Source organism: Phycicoccus sp. 3266, assembly GCF_031456495.1.
Classification (GTDB): Bacteria; Actinomycetota; Actinomycetes; order Actinomycetales; family Dermatophilaceae; genus Pedococcus.
This window is the reverse complement of sequence record NZ_JAVDUW010000003.1, coordinates 445314-464166: the sequence shown is the minus strand read 5'-3', so window position 1 is coordinate 464166 and position 18853 is coordinate 445314. Positions and strand designations below refer to the sequence as shown.

The 18853-nt window shown below is 73.9% G+C and carries 17 protein-coding genes and 1 riboswitch; of the genes, 8 read left to right on the top strand and 9 right to left on the bottom strand.

Features of this window, described 5'->3' with window-relative positions:
• The first annotated feature begins 7 nt into the window (after positions 1-7).
• Positions 8-1240: a glycine C-acetyltransferase gene (locus J2X64_RS16625; RefSeq protein WP_310156884.1), complete on the top strand. Its 1233-nt coding sequence runs from the start codon at positions 8-10 to the stop codon at positions 1238-1240.
• A gap of 12 nt (positions 1241-1252) precedes the next feature.
• Positions 1253-1816 (top strand): dihydrofolate reductase family protein, encoded by a 564-nt coding sequence (locus tag J2X64_RS16620; RefSeq protein WP_310156882.1) that lies wholly within the window; start codon positions 1253-1255, stop codon positions 1814-1816.
• A 30-nt stretch (positions 1817-1846) separates the two neighbouring features.
• Here J2X64_RS16620 and J2X64_RS16615 read toward each other — a convergent pair whose 3' ends face one another.
• Genes J2X64_RS16615 through J2X64_RS16605 form a run of 3 tightly spaced genes read right to left on the bottom strand, consistent with a single transcriptional unit; the run spans position 1847 to position 3698 of the window.
• Positions 1847-2320: an OsmC family protein gene (locus tag J2X64_RS16615; protein WP_310156880.1), complete on the bottom strand. Its 474-nt coding sequence runs from the start codon at positions 2318-2320 to the stop codon at positions 1847-1849.
• Positions 2320-2856 (bottom strand): DUF1697 domain-containing protein, encoded by a 537-nt coding sequence (locus J2X64_RS16610; RefSeq protein WP_310156879.1) that lies wholly within the window; start codon positions 2854-2856, stop codon positions 2320-2322. The genes J2X64_RS16615 and J2X64_RS16610 overlap by 1 nt, the downstream gene beginning before the upstream one ends.
• The gene (locus J2X64_RS16605; RefSeq protein ID WP_310156877.1) at positions 2856-3698 is read right to left on the bottom strand and encodes a PhzF family phenazine biosynthesis protein; all 843 of its coding nucleotides are present in this window, start codon (positions 3696-3698) and stop codon (positions 2856-2858) included. Before J2X64_RS16605 ends, J2X64_RS16610 begins: the two co-directional genes overlap by 1 nt.
• Before the next feature lie 30 nt (positions 3699-3728).
• Here J2X64_RS16605 and J2X64_RS16600 point away from each other — a divergent pair, with 30 nt between their 5' ends.
• On the top strand, positions 3729-4379 hold the full coding sequence (locus J2X64_RS16600) for a histidine phosphatase family protein (protein ID WP_310156875.1): 651 nt from the start codon (positions 3729-3731) through the stop codon (positions 4377-4379).
• Here the strand turns inward: J2X64_RS16600 and J2X64_RS16595 are convergent.
• Entirely contained in the window at positions 4345-4971 is a 627-nt protein-coding gene (locus J2X64_RS16595) for an RES family NAD+ phosphorylase (RefSeq protein ID WP_310156874.1), read from the bottom strand. The genes J2X64_RS16600 and J2X64_RS16595 overlap by 35 nt on opposite strands.
• 1 nt (position 4972) lies before the next feature.
• On the bottom strand, positions 4973-5602 hold the full coding sequence (locus J2X64_RS16590) for a hypothetical protein (protein ID WP_310156872.1): 630 nt from the start codon (positions 5600-5602) through the stop codon (positions 4973-4975).
• Between the two features lie 83 nt (positions 5603-5685).
• Here J2X64_RS16590 and J2X64_RS16585 point away from each other — a divergent pair, with 83 nt between their 5' ends.
• The 3 genes from J2X64_RS16585 to J2X64_RS16575 are packed head-to-tail and all read left to right on the top strand — an operon-like array spanning position 5686 to position 7600.
• On the top strand, positions 5686-6375 hold the full coding sequence (locus J2X64_RS16585) for a hypothetical protein (RefSeq protein ID WP_310156871.1): 690 nt from the start codon (positions 5686-5688) through the stop codon (positions 6373-6375).
• Positions 6372-6956 (top strand): hypothetical protein, encoded by a 585-nt coding sequence (locus J2X64_RS16580; RefSeq protein ID WP_310156869.1) that lies wholly within the window; start codon positions 6372-6374, stop codon positions 6954-6956. The genes J2X64_RS16585 and J2X64_RS16580 overlap by 4 nt, the downstream gene beginning before the upstream one ends.
• Entirely contained in the window at positions 6953-7600 is a 648-nt protein-coding gene (locus J2X64_RS16575; RefSeq protein WP_310156867.1) for a hypothetical protein, read from the top strand. Before J2X64_RS16580 ends, J2X64_RS16575 begins: the two co-directional genes overlap by 4 nt.
• On the opposite strand, the gene J2X64_RS16570 is transcribed toward J2X64_RS16575, so the two are convergent.
• A complete protein-coding gene (locus tag J2X64_RS16570; protein ID WP_310156866.1) occupies positions 7570-8961 on the bottom strand; it encodes a hypothetical protein in 1392 nt (463 codons plus the stop codon). The two genes, J2X64_RS16575 and J2X64_RS16570, sit on opposite strands and share 31 nt — an antisense overlap.
• Before the next feature lie 46 nt (positions 8962-9007).
• Positions 9008-10489 (bottom strand): glutamate-cysteine ligase family protein, encoded by a 1482-nt coding sequence (locus J2X64_RS16565; protein ID WP_310156864.1) that lies wholly within the window; start codon positions 10487-10489, stop codon positions 9008-9010.
• A 174-nt stretch (positions 10490-10663) separates the two neighbouring features.
• Here J2X64_RS16565 and J2X64_RS16560 point away from each other — a divergent pair, with 174 nt between their 5' ends.
• Both J2X64_RS16560 and J2X64_RS16555 read left to right on the top strand, forming a co-directional pair.
• Positions 10664-11881, top strand: a complete 1218-nt coding sequence (locus J2X64_RS16560) for an exonuclease SbcCD subunit D (RefSeq protein WP_310156862.1) — start codon at positions 10664-10666, stop codon at positions 11879-11881.
• Positions 11878-14955: an AAA family ATPase gene (locus J2X64_RS16555; protein ID WP_310156860.1), complete on the top strand. Its 3078-nt coding sequence runs from the start codon at positions 11878-11880 to the stop codon at positions 14953-14955. The genes J2X64_RS16560 and J2X64_RS16555 overlap by 4 nt, the downstream gene beginning before the upstream one ends.
• 110 nt (positions 14956-15065) lie before the next feature.
• On the opposite strand, the gene gcvP is transcribed toward J2X64_RS16555, so the two are convergent.
• Positions 15066-17948, bottom strand: coding sequence for an aminomethyl-transferring glycine dehydrogenase (gene gcvP, locus J2X64_RS16550; protein WP_310156858.1), 2883 nt, complete (start codon positions 17946-17948; stop codon positions 15066-15068).
• 69 nt (positions 17949-18017) lie between these two features.
• A riboswitch (glycine riboswitch) is annotated at positions 18018-18122 on the bottom strand.
• 121 nt (positions 18123-18243) lie between these two features.
• Positions 18244-18825 carry a MerR family transcriptional regulator gene (locus J2X64_RS16545; protein WP_310157575.1) on the bottom strand — a complete coding sequence of 194 codons (582 nt, stop codon included), beginning with the start codon at positions 18823-18825 and terminating at the stop codon, positions 18244-18246.
• Between the last annotated feature and the right edge of the window lie 28 nt (positions 18826-18853).

Genomic DNA, 18853 nt, shown 5'->3' with positions numbered 1-18853 from the left:
AGACCCCGTGTACGGCACCGTCAAGGAGCAGCTGGCCGCGACCCTGGCCGAGATCGAGCAGGCCGGCCTGTACAAGCAGGAGCGGCAGCTGGCCTCACCGCAGTCCGCCCACATCCGCACCCGCACCGGCGCGACCGGCGAGGGTGAGGGGTCGCAGGCGGAGGCGCTGAACTTCTGCGCGAACAACTACCTCGGCCTGGCCGACGACCCCGACGTCGAGGACGCCGCCGCCGCGGCGCTGCGCGAGTGGGGCTTCGGCATGGCCAGCGTCCGGTTCATCTGCGGCACCCAGGTCCTGCACAAGCAGCTCGAGGCGGCGTTGTCGGACTTCCTGGGCACCGACGACACGATCCTGTACTCCTCCTGCTTCGACGCCAACGGTGGCGTGTTCGAGGTCCTGTTCGGGGAGCAGGACGCGATCGTGTCCGACGAGCTCAACCACGCCTCGATCATCGACGGCATCCGCCTGTCCAAGGCCGCCCGGTACCGGTACCGCAACGCCGACATGGCCGACCTGCGCACCCAGCTGCAGGCCGCCCGCGACGCCGGCGCCCGGCGCACCGTCGTCGTCACCGACGGGGTGTTCTCCATGGACGGCTACCTCGCCCCGCTGGACCAGATCTGCGACCTCGCCGACGAGTTCGGCGCCATGGTCCTGGTCGACGACTCCCACGCCGTGGGGTTCATCGGCGACGGCGGCCGCGGCACCCCCGAGCGGTTCGGGGTCGCCGACCGCGTCGACATCCTCACCGGCACCCTCGGCAAGGCCCTCGGCGGCGCGTCCGGCGGCTACGTCGCGGCCCACCAGGAGATCGTCGACCTGCTGCGCCAGCGCTCCCGCCCGTACCTGTTCTCCAACGCCGTCGCCCCCTCCATCGCCGCGGGCTCGCTCAAGGCCCTGCAGCTCGCCGCCGCCTCCACCGACGCCCGGCAGCGGCTGCGGACCAACACCGCCCTGTTCCGCCGGCTCATGACCGACGCCGGGTTCGACCTGCTGCCCGGGGAGCACCCCATCACCCCGGTCATGTTCCCCGGCCCGGACGGCGCCCGCCGCGCCGCCCAGATCGCCGACGCCATGCTCGCCCAGGGCGTCTACGTCATCGCCTTCTCCTACCCCGTCGTCCCCCAGGGCAAGGCACGCATCCGCGTCCAGCTCTCCGCCGCGCACACCGAGGACGACATCCGCACCTGCGTCAACGCCTTCACCACCGCCCGCGACCAGGTCGACGGCCAGGGCTGAGGCGACGCGCCCGTGGGCCGCCTGGTCTTCTCCGCGCTCTGCTCGCTCGACGGGTACGTCGTCGACGCGGACGGTGACTTCACCTGGGCTGCCCCGGACGCCGAGGTGCACGCACACGTCAACGACGAGGCGGCTCGCATCGGCACGTACCTGCTCGGCCGGCGGATGTGGGAGGTCCTGCGGTGGTGGGACGGCCCGGGCGAGGACGACGGCGACCCCGTGACGAGCGAGTTCCGGCGGCTGTGGCAGGGCACGGACAAGGTCGTCCACTCCACGACCCTCGGCGCCCGCGGGGATACGCCACCGCGGACCCGCGTCGAGGCGGCATTCGACGTCGAGGCGGTCCGCCGGCTCGTGGACGAGTCAGCGGCGGACGTGAGCGTGGGCGGGCCGACCCTCGCGGCCCGCGCGTTCGCCGCGGGGCTGGTCGACGAGGTGGGGCTGTACCGCCACCCGGTCTGCGTGGGTGGCGGCACCGCGGCCCTGCCTGCCGGGCAGCGGCTCGACCTCGAGCTCGCGCAGGTGCGCACGTTCGGCAGCGGCGTGGTGTTCACCCGCCACCGCGTGCGGCACTGACCGGCCCGAACCGGCCGCCTCGCCGACGGCCTAGGAGTCGGCCTGGGAGTCGGCCAGACCGGCGTCGATCGGCGTGCCGTGCGCGACCGTCCGGCTGACCGTGCAGAGGCGCTCCTCGGACATCTGGATCGCCTTGGGCAGCATCTCCCGGGCCCGGTCGCCGTCCGGCCCCTCGGGGAACGTCACCGAGAAGCGGACCGTCAGGCCCTCCATCCGGTTGGTCCCCTGCTCGTCGCGAATCTTGTCGCCCTCGGACGTCACGGTGAAGGTGACCGGCTCGGCCCGCTTGGCCGTGATGAAGTCGACGTCGACGGCCGAGCAGCCGGCGATCGCGGTCAGCAGCAGCTCGACCGGGGTGAAGTCCGCGGTGTCGCCGCCGCCGATCCGCAGGGTGCCGCCGCGCACGTTCGTCACGTCGAACACGCCCTTGGACACGCGCTCCATGCTCACGCTGCGGTGGCCCAGGCCCGTGCCGCCGGTCTTCTCACTCGTCTCCTGCGCCATCAGGCACCCCATTTCTCCGCGATCGCCCGCACCACGGTCATGTTGCGGGCCGTTCCGTCCACTCCAGCGATCTTCTCCAGCAGGGCATTCCCGAGCCTGGCCTCGTTGTACGGGCCACCGATCTCGAGCAGCACGTCCTTGCCGAGGACGAACGCCCGCTCCCTGCTCTCATCCCACGCCTCCAGCCGCTTGCGTGCCGCAGCGGCCGGGGCGTCGGCGAGGAAGGAGACGTAGCGCGACGCCCCCTCCCACACCGCCGGTATGCCGTCGACCTCCTCGACGAGGGAGCGCACCTGCGTGCGGGTCCGCGCCATCGAGACGATGTCGAAGCCGGCGTGGGCACTGAGGCACTCACTGACCGCGGCCTCGACCTTGGCGGCGCTGCGCATCGTGGTGCCGAGCAGGAAGTTGCCCGTCTGGATGTGCGACTCGACGTCGGCGAAACCGCTCTGCGACAGCGCGTCCCGCGCCTCCGCCATGGTGAGCTTCCGCTTGCCGACGTTGACCGCGCGCAGGAAGACGACGAACTCGGGCATCAGAGCACGACCTCTCCCCCACCGACCTCGTGCACCAGCCCACCCACGCGCACCGTGCCGTCCTCGTCGACCTGCAGCCGCAGCGTCGAGGGACGGGACACCTGCTCGCCCTGGCTGACCTCCCACGACCCGGAGGCGCCCTGCGCGGCGAACCACGCGCCGAGGTTGGAGCACGCCGAACCGGTGGCCGGGTCCTCCGCGACGGAGGTGCCGTCGCTGAGCAGCGCCCGGGCGAGGATGCTGCCCGGGCCGGTCCGGGCCCACACGTAGACGAGGGCCTCCCCGCTTCGGCCCATCCCGGCATACGCGGGGAACGCGGTGGGGACCACCCGCGCGCGCCGCACGACGTCCGCGTCGGAGACAGGGGCGATGACCTGCGTCGTCCCCACCGACACCTGCTGGGCGGTGGCGAGCACCTCCCCCGGGGCCAGCGACAGGGCGGCGGCGAGGTCGTCGGCGTCGAGGTGCGCCTCGACCCGGCCGCGGTTGGCCGTCAGCGTCCAGGTGTCGCCGGCTGGCTGGACCGGGATGGTCCCGGCCGGCATGGAGAGGCCCAGGCGGTCGCCACCGAGGCCGAGGGCGCGGGCCACGTGCGCCGTGCCCAGCGTCGGGTGCCCGGCGAAGGGCATCTCGTAGTCCGTCGTGAAGATCCGCACCCCCACGTCGGCGCCGTCCGCAGGGGGCACGAGGAACGTGGTCTCGGACAGGTTGAACTGGCGGGCCAGGGCCAGCATCACGTCGTCGGACAAGCCGGAGCCGTCCTCGACGACGCACAGCGGGTTGCCCGAGAACGGGTCCCCCTCCCGGGCGAACACGTTGAGCAGGCGGTACCGCAGTCGCATGGGGCCACTGTGTCAGAGAGACTGCGCGGTGTGACCACGCGACCGTCGAACCCGCCGACGCCCGAGGGCCGGCTCGTCCTGCTGCGCCACGGGGAGACCGAGTGGTCGAGGTCCGGCCAGCACACCGGGCGCACCGACATCCCGCTGACCGGGCACGGTGAGGAGCTGGCCCGGGCGTCGGGGCGGCTGCTGACCGGCTACCGGTTCGTGCTCGCGCTGACCTCGCCGCTGGAGCGGGCGCGTCGGACGGCGGAGCTCGCCGGCCTGCGTCCCGAGGTCGACGACGACCTGCTCGAGTGGGACTACGGCGCCTACGAGGGGCTCACCACCCCGCAGATCCGCGAGCGCCTCGGCTACGACTGGAGCATCTTCGAGGACGGGGTGGCGCCTGGGGACACCCCCGGCGAGACGGTCGAGGAGGTCGCTGCGCGCGCCTCGCGCGTCGTCCGGCGAGCCGTCGCGGCCCTGCACGAGGGCGACGTCGCCCTGGTCGGGCACGGCCACTGCCTGCGGGTCCTGGCCACGGTGTTCCTGCGCCGCGAGCCGAGGATGGGGGCCCAGCTGCTGCTCGACACGGGCTCGGTCAGCGTCCTGGAGTACGAGCGGGAGCAGCCGGCGATCCGGGTCTGGAACCACGGACCGGCCGTCAGGGCCGCGTCCGCGGAGGCCGCACCACGGTGAGGTCGGCGAGCCGTGGCGGGGCCAGCGACACCGGCACGGCCTCGACGGCGACGGCCTGCACCGGCGCGGGGTCGACCGGCCAGTCTGCGGCCCCGGCCGTACCGAAGAGGGCCACGGCGCTGGCCTCTCCCGGCGTGAACCTCGGCCCGTAGGCCACCCCGCCCAGGCCCGCGTCGTCGAACGCGCGCGCCCACGCCTGCGGCACGGCATACGGCACCATGCTCTCCAGCTCGCGGGTGACCCCGAAGTCGCCGGCATCGCGGGACTGCACGTCCGCCACCTCGGTCGGCCCGGGGACGTGCAGGGTCGACACGAGCACCTCCTCGAGCAGCGACGCCGGCACCTCCCTCCGGCCGCCGAGGACGGGGCCGAGACGCTCGCGCACGGCGCTGCACGGGTCGAGCGCGAGGTAGCAGGTGCCGCGCGGGTCGCTGAGGTCGAACCGCCCTCCCCCGTCGTTCCCGAACCACCACGGGCCCCGGTCGGCACGGTGGGCCCGGAACAGGGCCGTCGCCCGGGTCAGGCGTCGGGTGGGGAAGCCGTCGAGCGACCCGGACGGTCGGCCCTGGGCAGGTCGTTGCCGGTCCGCCACGTCAGGCGGCCCAGCGGGCGGCGTCCGCGGCCGCGGCCGAGGCGACCCGCGCGACCGCGGCGGCGGACGACCGGTGGACCACGAGGTAGTCGACCGCGCTCTCCCCGTCGAAGACCTCGCTCGGCGTGGTCAGCCACGTGCCGGTCACCCAGCCGTCGACCCCGGCGCGGGTGAAGGCACCCACTGCCTCCTGGACGCCGGGTCGCACCTGGCCGGTGCGCCCGAACTGCAGCGACGGGTAGACGAGGTGGCCGTCGGCGGTGCGGCAGGCCAGCACCGTGCCGCGGCGGACACGGTCGAAGAGCGCCTGGCGCGAGATGCCGAGCCAGGCGACCAGGCCTGTCGTGTCGTAGAACGGCGCGAGCGGCTGGTCCATCGGGTGCACCGTCGGCAGCGCCGCGACCATGCGGTCGGCGAGGTCCTCGACCTGGGCGAGGTCCAGGCGCCGCCCCTGCGCGACGAGCCCACGGGCCCGCTCCTCCACCCGGCGGCGCACCTCGGCCACGAGGGCGTCCACGGCCTCGGGGTCGACCGGACCTGTGGTTGCCGGGTCCGTCGCCGGGTCCCCGACCGGGTCCGTCGTCGGGTCCGCGACCGGCCCCGGGGTCGATCGGGTCGTCGTCCTGGCCATGTGCGCCTCACCTCGTGCGTCAAGGGTGTCAAGGTCTCGTGTCAACCCTACCGCGCCCGTCCGACGTCGCTACCATGACGCCCGTGGGGATCGAGGGGGGACAGGACCCGGCTGCGCCCGCGCGCCCGGACCGGTGGGCGTCGGCACGTCGGTGGCTGGCGACGGTGACGGTGCGCCAGTGGCTGCTCGCGGGCTTCCTCGTGCTGCTGCTCGCCTCGACGCCGTTCGGTGGCCTGCGGGCCCAGCGGGCGCAGGCCACCCCCGCGCTGGAGACGGGGAAGGCCACCACCGTGGAGCCGTTCCGCGTCACGGTCACCAAGGTCCGCGAGGGGAACGACCTCGGCGTGGCGCAGGCCCCCAAGATCGACGGCCGCTACCTCGTCGTCTTCGCGACCGTCTCGAGCACCGACCGCGAGCGCTCGGTGCCGCAGTTCTCCGCCCTGCGCGAGCTGCTGCGGGTCGAGGGCGTCACGGGCGTGACCCGCGCCTACGGGTCCCGGCCGGAGGCGAGGAGCGACGACCTCGAGCCCGACACGGTCCTCGTCGCCGACGACGCGCAGCCCATGGGCGACCTGGCCCCGGGCCTCACCTACCGGCTGGCGTTCGTGTGGCGGCAGGCGCCGGGTCAGCCTGTGCCCGCCACGGTGCGGGTCGCGGCCTACCGCCACACCTACCGCCAGGCCTCGATCGACGACACGGTCGACTGGCGCGACCCCACCCGCGCCGCTGCCGGCACCTTCCCGGTGCTGCCCTACCAGAAGGCGGCGTCGTGAGGGTGCCCCGCCCCAGCCGGTCGCAGCTGGGTGCCGGCGCCCTCGTCCTGGCCGCGCTGTCGCTGGGACGCGTCGTGACCGAGTGGCTCCCGCAGGGACCGTCGCCCGTGCGGCCGTTCGAGCGCACCACCACCGTGGGCCACCCTGCGCACCTGCGGTATGCCGACGTCGTCGTCTCCCGCGTCGACGGCGGCCGGCAGCTGTCCACCACGACCGAGGCGATGCTCTCCCCCGACCTCTGGGTCACGGTCGAGGCGGAGGTGACCCCGACCCTGGACGACACCGCGTTCGGCTGGGCCGAGCTCCGGGACGGCCGCGGCCGCGTCGTCAGCCTCGGCACCCGCAACGTCCTGCGCTGCGAGCTGACCAACCCCGGCATACCGGGGCACTGCATCACCGCCTTCGAGGTGAGCCACGACGCGCTGCCCGGGGCACGCCTGGTCCTCGGCCGCTCCGCCGACGACCAGCGCGGCGACGACGAGGCGGTGGTCGACCTGGGCATCACCCGCGCGGACGTCGCGCACTGGCGGGCCCGCACCACCCCCGTCGAGCTCGCCCTGCCCGAGGAGGACGCCCGATGAGCCGTCCCGGTCCCCTCGGGCTGCGCAGGCGCACGGTGCTCACCGTGGCGGCCATCCCGCTCGCACTGGTCGCGGCGATGGGGGCGAGCAGCCAGCGGCTCGTGGACCGGTGGTGGCCGAGCTTCCCGCACGACCGCCTCCCCGCGGCCGCCGACGGGTCGGTCCACCTGCGGGACACCCTCACCGACGCCCGGGGGACGCACCCCCGCGAGGTGACCATGCGGCTGGTGTCGCTGGAGCCGGTGACGGACTACCGCGAGGGCCCCGGCGCCGCGTCCCAGCCCGTCACACTGCCGCCCGGCCAGGTGATGTGGCGCCTGTCGGTCCACTTCGCTGCCGACCCCGACACGGTCCTGGGGGCCTGCTTCGTGAAGGTCCGGGACGCCGCCGGTCGCGAGTACAGCCCCGGCGTCGCGCGAGCCGTCAAGGACGTGCTGGCGTACACCAGCTGCACGCCGCCGGGCGCCCCCGGGCCGATGCCGGCCCTGTCGGAGGACGAGCCGGCAACGGCGGCGAGCCCGGCCCGGCCGGCCGGGTACGACCGGTGGTACCCGGTGATCCTGCCGTCGGGCGTGCGTCCCACCGCGGTCCGCGTGTGGTTCGACACCCCGCGCTACGCCGAGTTCCCCGTCACCGGCTCCTGAGCCACACCGGCCGGCGCGGTCGTGACCGGGGTCCCCGCCGGCTCGACCTCCTGCTCGTCCTCGAGGTGGCCCAGGATGCGGTCCACGGCGGCACCGAGGAGCACGACGAGGACGACCGTGTACGCGCCGCGACTCACCACCGACAGGTACGGCGACAGCGTGAGCGCGTCCCGGAAGTCGCGGGGGCCGACCACGAGGCGCAGCAGCTCGGCCACACCGACCTCGACCTGGCGGCTCAGCAGGAAGACCAGGCAGAACAGCAGCATGGGCGCCAGCCCGGCCAGGGCGAGCAGCCGGATCCCGTTGGTGAGGGCCGAGAACCGGCCCCGGAAGTTCGCGGTCGCCTCGCGACCTGCCCGCCGCACGGGCCCGGGGACCCGCTGGACTCCGCGCTGCCACGGGCGGGGTGCCGCGCCCGGTGCGGATGCCGGACCGGGGGCGCGTGGCGCCGAGGCGCTCGCGCCGCCGGCCACAACGGCAGCGCCCTGGGTCCCCGTGGACGCCGCGGGTGCGGCGACCGGCTTCCCCCGGTCGAGGGACCGTCCGTAGACGACGGCGCCGACGGTCAGCCACGCGATCGGCACGACGATGATGGCGTCGGCCTTGCCCAGCGCACCCCAGAGCCACTGGGCGGTCGCGTCCACGGGGTGGCCGACGGGTCCCAGGGCCGTGACGACGTCCGCCCACCGGTCCAGCAGCCAGCCGGTCAGGGCCCGGGTGCGCACCCAGTCCTCGACCGCGCTGGTGAAGTTGCCCAGCCGCTTGGCGAGCAACCAGACCCAGAGGACCTCGACGTAGGCGGCGAACAGCCCCCAGCCCACCGCCTTCTGCGGCAGGTCGAACCGGTCGAGCAGCCACCGCACCAGCAGGGCGCCCGCGACGATCCCTGCGAGCGCCGCCCCGCTGGCGATGTTGGTCCGGTCGACGTTGAAGGCCGCACCGCCCAGGCCGCCGGCCCGCTCGAGCAGCTCGTCGCTCGTCGCCGCGTTGAGGAAGGCGCGGGTGTCCTCCGCGAGGTACTGCTGGGACACGTAGACGGTGAGGAACGGGACCAGCGCGCTCGCGAGCAGCGTCAGCCGGCCCATCCGTGGCGGCTGGATGTGCGCCAGCGACGGGGTGAGCGAGCGCAGCATGAGGATGAGCGCGGTGAGGGTGGCCAGCGGGACGAGCGGGAGGACGAACGCGGCACTCGTCGAGTGCTTCTCGCTCAGCCAGACGCAGAACCACAGGATGCCGTTGTGCGCCGCAGCCCCGAGCAGGTAGGTCAGGACGAGCACCGGCCAGTGCCGCGCCAGCAGCACCACGGCACGCACCAGCACCACACCCGTGTCCGCGAACGCCCCCGCGAGTCTCCCCCTCACGGCGCACGATCCTAGGGGCACGAGCCCGCGACAGGGCGCTGACGCGTCAGGGCAGCGGCCAGGTGTGGACCGGGTCGTTGCTGTGCATGTGCCCGGCATACACCCGCAGCATCTCGGCCAGCGCGCTCTGGCGGTCCATCCCCCGATCCTGCAGGCGGGTCACGGCATCGGTCTGCCACGTGGCACCGTTGGTGGAGGTCGTGCACCGGCCCTCGATGACGGACAGGTACCGGTCGCGGACCTTCTGCGAGACGCCCCACTCGGTGAGGCCCTCGTGCGCCATCGGCAGCAGGTGGCGCAGGACCAGCTCCTCGGCGCGGACCTCGCCGAAACCCGGCCAGTAGAGCCGGGACTCGATGCCGTCGCGGGCCGCGCTGTGGAAGTTCTGCTCGGCGGCGGCGAAGCTCATCTTCGTCCACACGGGGCGGTCGTCGGAGGCGAGCTTGCGCATGACGCCGTAGTAGAAGGCCGCGTTGGCGAGGACGTCGACGAGGGTCGGACCGGCGGGCAGCACGCGGTTCTCGACCCGCAGGTGGGGCGTGCCGTCGACGATGTCGTAGATCGGGCGGTTCCACCGGTAGACCGTGCCGTTGTGCAGCCGCAGCTCGGCGAGGGCGGGCGCCTCCCCCGCCTCCAGCTTGGCGACCGGGTCCTCGTCGGAGACCTCCGCCAGCAGCGCCGGGAAGTACCGCACGTTCTCCTCGAAGAGGTCGAAGATCGAGGTGATCCAGCGCTCGCCGAAGAAGACCCGCGGGCGCACGCCCTGGTTCTTCAGCTCGATGCTGCGCGTGTCGGTGGCCTGGCTGAACAGCTCGATGCGGGTCTCGGCGTGCAGCCGCTGGCCGAAGAAGAACGGGCTGTTCGCGGCGAGCGCGATCTGCGGCGCGACGAGCGCCTGCGCGGCGTTCCAGTGCGCGGCGAAGTCCTGCGGCGACACCTGCAGGTGGAGCTGGACGCTGGTGCAGGCGGACTCGGGCGCGATCGAGTCGCAGTAGGTCGCGACCCGCTCCCCCGTCGGCCCCTCGATGTCGAGGTAGATGTCCTCGCCCCGGGCGTAGAAGATCGAGTCGTTGAGCGCGGTGTAGCGGTTGTTGGCGCTGATCCACTCGCCCTCGAAGTGCTCCGGCATGATCGTCGGCAGGATGCCGACGGCGACGATGTGCGCGCCGCGCTTCTCCGCCGCCGCGCTGGCGGCGTTGAGCGAGGACCGCATCTCCTCCTCCAGCTCGATGGCGGAGTCGCCGGGCAGCGGCCGGGGCGGGACGTTGAGCTCGATGTTGTAGCGCGCCAGCTCGGTCTGGTAGCCGGGGTCGGCGATCTCCTCGAGGACCTCGGCGTTGGCGAACTTGGGCCGGTAGTCCTCGTCGACGAGGTTGAGCTCGATCTCCATGCCCGTCATCGGGCGCTCGAACTCGAAGACGCTCTGGGCGAGCATCCGCTCGAACACGTCGAGGTTCTGGCGGACCTTCTCGCGGTAGCGCTGGCGCTGCTCGCGGCTGTAGCTCTGCGCCGTCACCTCTTCGCCCACTGCTGACCTCCTGTGCGGTGCGGCACGCGGTGCGTGCGGATGCGGCGTGGCGCCCTCTGCTGACACGACCCAACCACAGGCGGCGCGGGCCTGCCACCACCGCGGGAGATCCCGGGACGAGGCACGCCGAGGCGCCTCACCGATCGTGTCGGTGCACTCTCCTAGCCTGCTCGTGTGCGGTTCCTCCACACCTCCGACTGGCACCTGGGGCGCTCGTTCCACCAGGTGGGGCTGCTCGACGCCCAGGCGGGTTTCGTGGACTCCCTCGTCGAGGTCGTGCGCACCGAGTCGGTCGACGCGGTGCTGGTCTCCGGCGACGTCTACGACCGTGCGATGCCGTCCCCCGACACGGTGCGCCTGCTGTCCGAGGCGGTCACCCGCCTGGTCGACGCGGGCGCCCAGGTGGTGCTGTCCAGCGGCAACCACGACTCCGCGATCCGGCTCGGGTTCGCCAGCGAGCTGCTGGCACGCGCCGGGCTGCACATCCGCTCCTCGCTGACATCGGTCGGCACCCCCGTGGTGGTCGGCGGCGTCGCGGTCTACCCGCTCCCCTACCTCGAGCCGTCCGTCGCGGCCGAGCCGCTCGGCGCGTCCGAGCGCACCCACGCCGGGGTGCTCGGCGCGGCGATGGCCCGCGTGCGCGCCGACCTCGACGGCCGAGGGCTGCCGGGCGTCGTGATGGCGCACGCGTTCGTCACCGGCGGCGCGACCAGCGACTCCGAGCGGGACATCTCCGTGGGCGGCGTGAGCGCGGTGCCGCCGTCCGTCTTCGACGGTGTCGCGTATGCCGCGCTGGGCCACCTCCACGGGCGCCAGCAGGTGGACGACACCGTGCGGTACAGCGGCTCCCCGGTGGCGCTGTCGTTCAGCGAGTGGCGGCACTCCAAGGGCTCGTGGCTGGTCGACCTCGACGCGGCCACCGGTGCCGTCGAGGTCGAGCACGTGGAGGCGCCGGTGCACCGCGAGCTGGCGGTGCTGCGCGGCGACCTCGACGAGCTGCTGCTCGACCCGCGGCTGACCCCGGCCGAGCGCGCCTGGTGCCAGGTGACGCTCACCGACCCCGTGCGGCCGCTCGGCGCGATGGAGCAGCTCCGCCGCCGGTTCCCGCACACGCTGGTCCTGCAGTTCGACCCGCAGGGCGCGGCCGTGCCGGTCCGCAGCTACACCGAGCGCACCGCCGCGGAGGACCCCGTCGACGTGTGCTGCGACTTCCTCGGCCACGTCCGGGTCGGAGCGGCCGCGAGCGAGGACGAGCGCGCCCTGCTGCTCGAGGCGGTCGAGGCGGTCCGGCTCGACCGGGGCCTGCGCGACGACGAGGGCCGCGCCGAGGTCGGCCGGGGGCCGGGTCGCCGGGAGGATGGAGCCGCCGGCCGCCGGGCGGGTGCGGCATGAGGCTGCACCGGCTGTCCGTCACGGCGTTCGGGCCGTTCGCGGGCACGGTCGAGGTGGACCTCGACGCCGTGTCCGAGGGCGGCCTCTTCCTGATCCGCGGAGCCACCGGGGCGGGCAAGACGAGCCTGCTCGACGCCATCGCCTTCGCCCTGTATGCCGATGTGCCCGGCGCCCGGACGAAGAAGGGGCTGCACAGCGACCACGCCGAGCGCGGAGCCGTCCCGCTCGTCTCGCTCGAGCTGACCGCAGGCGGTCGACGCCTGCGCATCGAGCGGTCGCCGGAGTTCCGCCGGCCCAAGGCCCGCGGCCGGGGCGAGGTGTCGGTGCCCGCCAAGGCGACCCTGTACGAGCTGCGCGACGGCTCCTGGGAGGCGCTCAGCTCGCGCCACGACGAGATCGCAGACGTCGTGGCCGACGTGCTGGGCATGGGGCTGGACCAGTTCAGCAAGGTGGTGCTGCTCCCCCAGGGCGACTTCGCCGCCTTCCTCCGTGCCTCCCCCGAGGAGCGCCGGGGGCTCCTGGAGCGGCTGTTCGACGTCGCTGGCTACGTCGGCATCGAGGACTGGTTCGCCGACCAGCGCAAGGCAGCAGCCGGCACGGTCGAGTCGGAGCGGTCCGCCCTCTCCTCCGCCCTGACCGTGCTGGGCGAGCACCTCGTCGGCGCGCCCCCCGAGGTCACGGCCGACGCCCCCGAGTGGGGTGCGCTGTCGCCGCGTGAGCTCGGGGAGTCGCTGGAGTCGCTGGAGACTGCCGTCGAGGGCTGGGTCGCCACCTCCATGGCCGACCTCGACGCCGCCCGCATCGCCGGTTCCCGCGCCGTGTCGGCGCACACCTCCGCGCAGGAGCTCGCCAGGCTCCAGCAGCGCGGCGAGGCGGCGCGGCGCGAGCTGGACGGGCTCGAGGAGGCCGCCGAGGCGCACGTCGAGGCGACCGCAGCGCTCGAGCGGGCGGTGCGGGCGCGCGCGGTGTCCGGAGACCTCAACGCCCTGACCCGAGCCGCCGCGGCGGTCGCGGACGCGCGCGCCGCGGTCGACTCGACCAGCGCGCCGGTGGCAGCCCTCGGTCTGTCCGACCGCTCCGAGGAGGCCCTGCGGGACGCGCTCGACCAGCTCGGCACCTCCGGCGACCACCTCGTCGACGCCGTGCACCACGCGGACGACCTCGAACAGGCGCAGTCCGAGCGCACCGAGGTCCACTCCCGGCTCCGGCGCAGTGCCGCACGCGTGGCCGAGCTGTCCGGTGAGCGCACCCGCATCGCGAGCGACCTGGTGACTGCGATCGAGCGGGTCACGAAGCTCGATCACGCGCGCCAGGAGCTGGGCCCCGCGCAGGCGAGGGTCGCCACCGCCGAGGAGGCGCTGCGCCGTCGCAGGGCCTGTGACGCCGCCACGACGCGGCTCACCGTCCTCCGGGACGACCTGCGCGCGGCACGCGACCACGAGCAGGCGCTGCGCGACACCTACCAGCGCCTGCGCGAGGCGCGGCTCGACGGGATGGCTGCCGAGCTCGCCGCGCACCTCGCGGACGGGTCGAGCTGCCCGGTGTGCGGGTCCGTGGAGCACCCGGCCCCGGCCAGGTCGGCGGACCCCGTCAGTGCCGACGACGTCGAGGCGGCCGAGTCCCGCTGGCGTGAGGCGCAGCAGGTGTCCACGGCCCTCCAGGTCCGGATCGCCTCGGTCGAGGCCGTGGTCGCCCAGCACACCGAGGCACTCGCGGACCACCCCGGGACGGCCGAGGAGCTCGCGGCGGAGGTCGGGAGCGCCGAGGAGGCGGTGGCCGTCCTGCAGGCTCAGGCTGCAGAGCTCGAGGGCGCGCGGCAGCGCGTCGCCGCGCTCGAGGAGAAGGCCACCGCGCTGGCCGACCAGGAGGGCTGGCTCCGCGAGACGGTGTCCGCTGCGAAGGCCTCCCTCACCGACCTCGACCGGCGGCTGTCCGCCAGTCACGCCCGCTACCTCGAAGCCGTGAGCGACCACGACCAGCTCTGCCCGTGCGCGACACCCGTCAGGAGCGACCCCGCGGCCGACCAGGGCGTGGACCGGGCGGCCCTCACGGCCACCGCGACCGCGCACCGTCGCGCGGTCGACGACCTGGTGGCCCACCTCGACGCGGCGAGCCGGCTGCGCGAGCGGAGCGCCGAGCTCGCCGAGGTCACCGCATCCACGTCGGCTGCGCTGACCGAGCACGGGTTCGCCGACGCCTCCGACGCGAGAAGTGCCCTGCTCGACCCCGCCACGGTGGCCGAGCTCACGCAGGCCACCCGCACCCACGAGCGGCGCCTCGCGGTCGCCACCGCCACGGTGGCCGAGCCGGACGTCGCTGCCGCCCTGGAGCAGCCGTCACCCGACCTCGTCGCGCTCGAGACCGCCAGGGCAGCCACTGCGGAGGTCCTGTCGGCTGCCACGTCCGCCGACACCCTGGCCCGCGCCACCTTGGCGAACGTGCGTCGGGCCCGGGCGACTGTGACGGCGCACAGCGAGCGGCTGGGTGAGGCGGTGGTGCGCCACGACGTCCTGCGCGACCTCGCCGACACCGTGGCCGGTCTCGGGCCGAACAACGTGCTGCGGATGCGCCTGTCCGCCTTCGTCCTCGCCGCCCGGCTCGAGAAGGTCGCCACGCTGGCCAACGAGCGCCTCCGCTCCATGGGCGACGGCCGCTACCTGCTGCGGCACACCGACGGGCTCGCCGCCCGGGGCGCCCGCAGCGGCCTCGGCCTGGAGGTTCTCGACCAGTGGACCGGCCAGGCCCGAGCCACCACCTCGCTGTCCGGCGGAGAGTCCTTCATGGCCTCGCTGGCGCTGGCCCTCGGGCTCGCCGACGCCGTGCGTGAGGAGTCCGGCGGGTTCGAGCTCCAGACGCTGTTCGTGGACGAGGGCTTCGGGACGCTCGACGACGACAGCCTCGAACAGGTCATGGACGTGCTCGACGGCCTGCGCGAGGGCGGCCGTGCGGTCGGCGTCGTGAGCCACGTGGCCGAGCTGCGCACCCGCATCGCGAGCCAGGTGGAGGTCGTCAAGACCGAGCGCGGGTCCACCGTGCACCTGCGCGGGACGGCTGACTCCGCCGCCGTCGCCTGACGGGGCCCGCGGTCCCGCACCAGGTACCGCGAACGCACCGCGCCGACGCCACGGGCTGTGGCGTCGGCGCGGTGTCGTGCCGGGTTCGACGGTGGGCCGGTCCGGCGCCCTCAGCCCTCGAAGGCCTCCGGCGGCGGGCAGCTGCAGACGAGGTGGCGGTCGCCGTACGCACCGTCGATCCGGGCGACCGGCGGCCAGTACTTGTCCGCCGACTCGACCCCGACCGGGAAGGCGGCGTCCGAGCGCTCGTACGGGTACTCCCACTTGCCCGCCAGCGCCTTCGCGGTGTGCGGGGCGTTGCGCAGCATGCTGTCGACCACGGCCACCTCGCCGGACTCGACCGCGGCGATCTCGTGCCGGATCGCGATCATCGCGTCGCAGAACCGGTCGATCTCGTACCGGTCCTCGCTCTCGGTCGGCTCCACCATGAGGGTGCCGGCCACCGGGAACGACATCGTCGGGGCGTGGAAGCCGTAGTCGATGAGCCGCTTGGCCACGTCGTCGACGGTGACGCCGCTGCGCTTGGTCAGGTCGCGCAGGTCGAGGATGCACTCGTGCGCGACGATCCCGTCGTGCCCGGCATACAGCACCGGGTAGTGCTCACGCAGGCGCGCGGCGATGTAGTTGGCGTTGAGCACCGCGACCTGGGTCGCGCGCGTCAGGCCGGCGCCGCCCATGAGGCGGACGTACGCCCACGAGATCGGCAGGATGCTCGCCGACCCGTACGGCGCGGCCGAGATCGGGCCGACGCCCGACTCCGGGCCGGCCTCGGGCGCGAGCGGGTGGTTGGGCAGGTGCGGCGCGAGGTGCGACCGCACCGCCACCGGGCCCACGCCGGGGCCGCCGCCGCCGTGCGGGATGCAGAAGGTCTTGTGCAGGTTGAGGTGCGACACGTCGGCGCCGAACTTGCCCGGCTTGGCCAGGCCGACGAGGGCGTTGAGGTTCGCGCCGTCGACGTACACCTGGCCGCCGGCGTCGTGGACCAGCCCGCACAGCTCGGTGATGGTGTCCTCGAACACCCCGTGGGTCGAGGGGTAGGTCACCATGATCGCCGCGAGGTCGTCGCGGTGCTGCTCGACCTTGGCGCGCAGGTCGTCCATGTCGATGTCACCGCCGGGCGCGGTCCTCACCACGACGACCTTCATGCCGGCCATGACCGCGCTGGCCGCGTTGGTGCCGTGGGCGCTGGCGGGGATGAGGCAGATCCGGCGCTGCGACTGGCCGTTCGCCTCGTGGAAGGCCGAGATCGCGAGCAGCCCGGCGAACTCGCCCTGCGAGCCGGCGTTCGGCTGGAGCGAGACCGCGTCGTACCCAGTGATCTCGCACAGCCACGCCGACAGGTCGGAGATGAGCTCGCGGATGCCGGTCGTCTGCGCTGCCGGGGCGAACGGGTGCAGGTCGGAGAACTCCGGCCACGTCACGGCCACCATCTCGGTCGTCGCGTTGAGCTTCATCGTGCAGGAACCGAGCGGGATCATGCCGCGGTCGAGGGCGAAGTCGCGGTCGGAGAGCCGGCGCAGGTAGCGCAGCATCGACGTCTCGCTGTGGTGGGTGTTGAAGACCGGGTGCTCCAGGTAGCCGCTCTGGCGGACCAGGGCCTCCGGCCACTGCGGTGCGGCAACCTCCACCGCCGAGGCCCCCGTCACGCCGAAGGCACCCCACACGGCCTCGAGGTCACGCAGGTCGGTCGTCTCGTCGACGCTCACGGACACGTGGTCGCCGTCGACGAGCCACAGGTTCACGCCCCGCTGGGCGGCCTCCTGCACGACCTCGTCGGCGCGACCGGGGACGGCCACCGTCACCGTGTCGAAGTAGGCGCCGGTGACGACCTCGATGCCGCCTGCCGCCAGCCCCTCGGCGAGGGTGCGGGCGTGGGAGTGCACGCGGGTCGCGATCGCGGCCAGGCCCTGCGGGCCGTGGTACACGGCATACATCGAGGCCATCACGGCGAGCAGCACCTGGGCGGTGCAGATGTTCGAGGTCGCCTTCTCGCGGCGGATGTGCTGCTCTCGCGTCTGCAGGGCGAGCCGGTATGCCGGTGCGCCCTCCGTGTCGACGCTGACGCCGACGAGCCGGCCGGGCAGCGACCGCTCGAGGCCGGCGCGCACGGACATGTAGCCGGCGTGCGGGCCGCCGAACCCCATCGGCACGCCGAACCGCTGGCTGGTGCCGACGGCGACGTCCGCGCCCCACTCCCCCGGCGCCGTGGCCAGGGTGAGGGCGAGCAGGTCGGCGGCAGCGGTGACGAGGGCACCGGCCTCGTGGGCGGCCTCCGCCAGCGCCGCCCAGTCGCGCAGCTCGCCGTCGGCGCCGGGGTACTGCACCAGCACGCCGAACACGTCACGGCCGCCCGCGGCGGCCCGCAGCGCCTCGGCCGAGTCGACCCCGGCGAGGTCGGCGACGACGAGGTCGATGCCGAGCGGCGTCGCCCGGGTCTGCATCACGGCGATGGTCTGGGGGAAGGCGTGCCGGTCCACGAGCAGCACGGCGTCGGCGGCGGCCTTGCTGGAGCGGCGCATCAGCGTCATGGCCTCCGCGGCGGCGGTGCCCTCGTCGAGCAGCGACGCCCCCGACGTGGTGAGCCCGGTCAGGTCGCTGACCACGGTCTGGAAGTTGAGCAGCGCCTCGAGCCGGCCCTGGGAGATCTCCGGCTGGTAGGGCGTGTAGGCGGTGTACCAGGCGGGGTTCTCCAGCACGTTGCGCTGGATGACGGCGGGCGTGATGGTGCCGTAGTAGCCCAGGCCGATCATCGAGGTCAGCACGTGGTTGCGTCGGGCGAGGGCGCGCAGCTCCTCGACGACGGCCGCCTCGGACTCGGCGGCGTCGACGCGCAGCGCCCCCTGGGACCGGATGGCACCGGGGATCGCGGCGTCGACCAGCGAGTCGAGCGAGTCGTGGCCGACGGTCGCCAGCATGGCGGCGACGTCGTCGGACGAGGGACCGATGTGGCGGCCGGCGAAGGCGGGCAGGTCGGCGGCGGGCTGCGCGGACATGAGGCTCCTGAACGGGTGGGTGCTCGGATCGCCTCCCCTTCTGTCACGGCGAGGCCGCTCCAGAGGTGCCTGTCCCGCGCGGTCCTGGCGCCTGAGAGGTTCCGGGGAGTTTGCCCCTTCGGCGCCCCGCCGCACACCGACCGGTGCGCGCGGGGACTCTCCCACGCGGGATGTTCAGCAGCCCCAATCTAACACCGCGGCCCGCCTCCCCGGAGGGACGACGGGCCGGTGGACGGTGGGACCGAGTACTGGCGCCTCAGGACCAGGCGGAGTGCCTCAGGCCAGGCGGAGTGCCTCAGGCCAGGCGCGCGGCCCGGCGGGCGCTGAGCTCGTCGTCCGGGTGGGCGGCGGGGGACTCGTCCTCGGTGCGCTCGCTCGGCAGTTCGGCGAGGGTGCCCTCGACCTCGCGCCAGACGCGACCGACGGCGATGCCGAAGACGCCCTGGCCACCCTGCACCAGGTCGATGACCTCGTCGGCGGAGGTGCACTCGTAGACGGAGGCGCCGTCGCTCATGAGCGTGATCTGGGCCAGGTCCTCGACGCCGCGCTCACGCAGGTGCTGGATGGCGACGCGGATCTGCTGCAGCGAGACGCCGGTGTCGAGCAAGCGCTTGACGACCTTGAGCACGAGGATGTCGCGGAAGCCGTACAGCCGCTGCGTGCCCGAGCCGGTCGCACCACGGACCGACGGCTCGACGAGCCCGGTGCGGGCCCAGTAGTCGAGCTGGCGGTAGGTGATCCCGGCCGCCTTGCAGGCGGTCGGGCCGCGGTAGCCGATGTCGTCACTGAGCTCCGGGAGGTCGTCCGTGAACAGCAGCCCCTGGGCCACAGCGGGCACGCTCCTGTGGCCGTGCTGAGCCTCTTCGCTCGGGGTCACAGCGCTCACCTCCCGGGTGTAACTACAT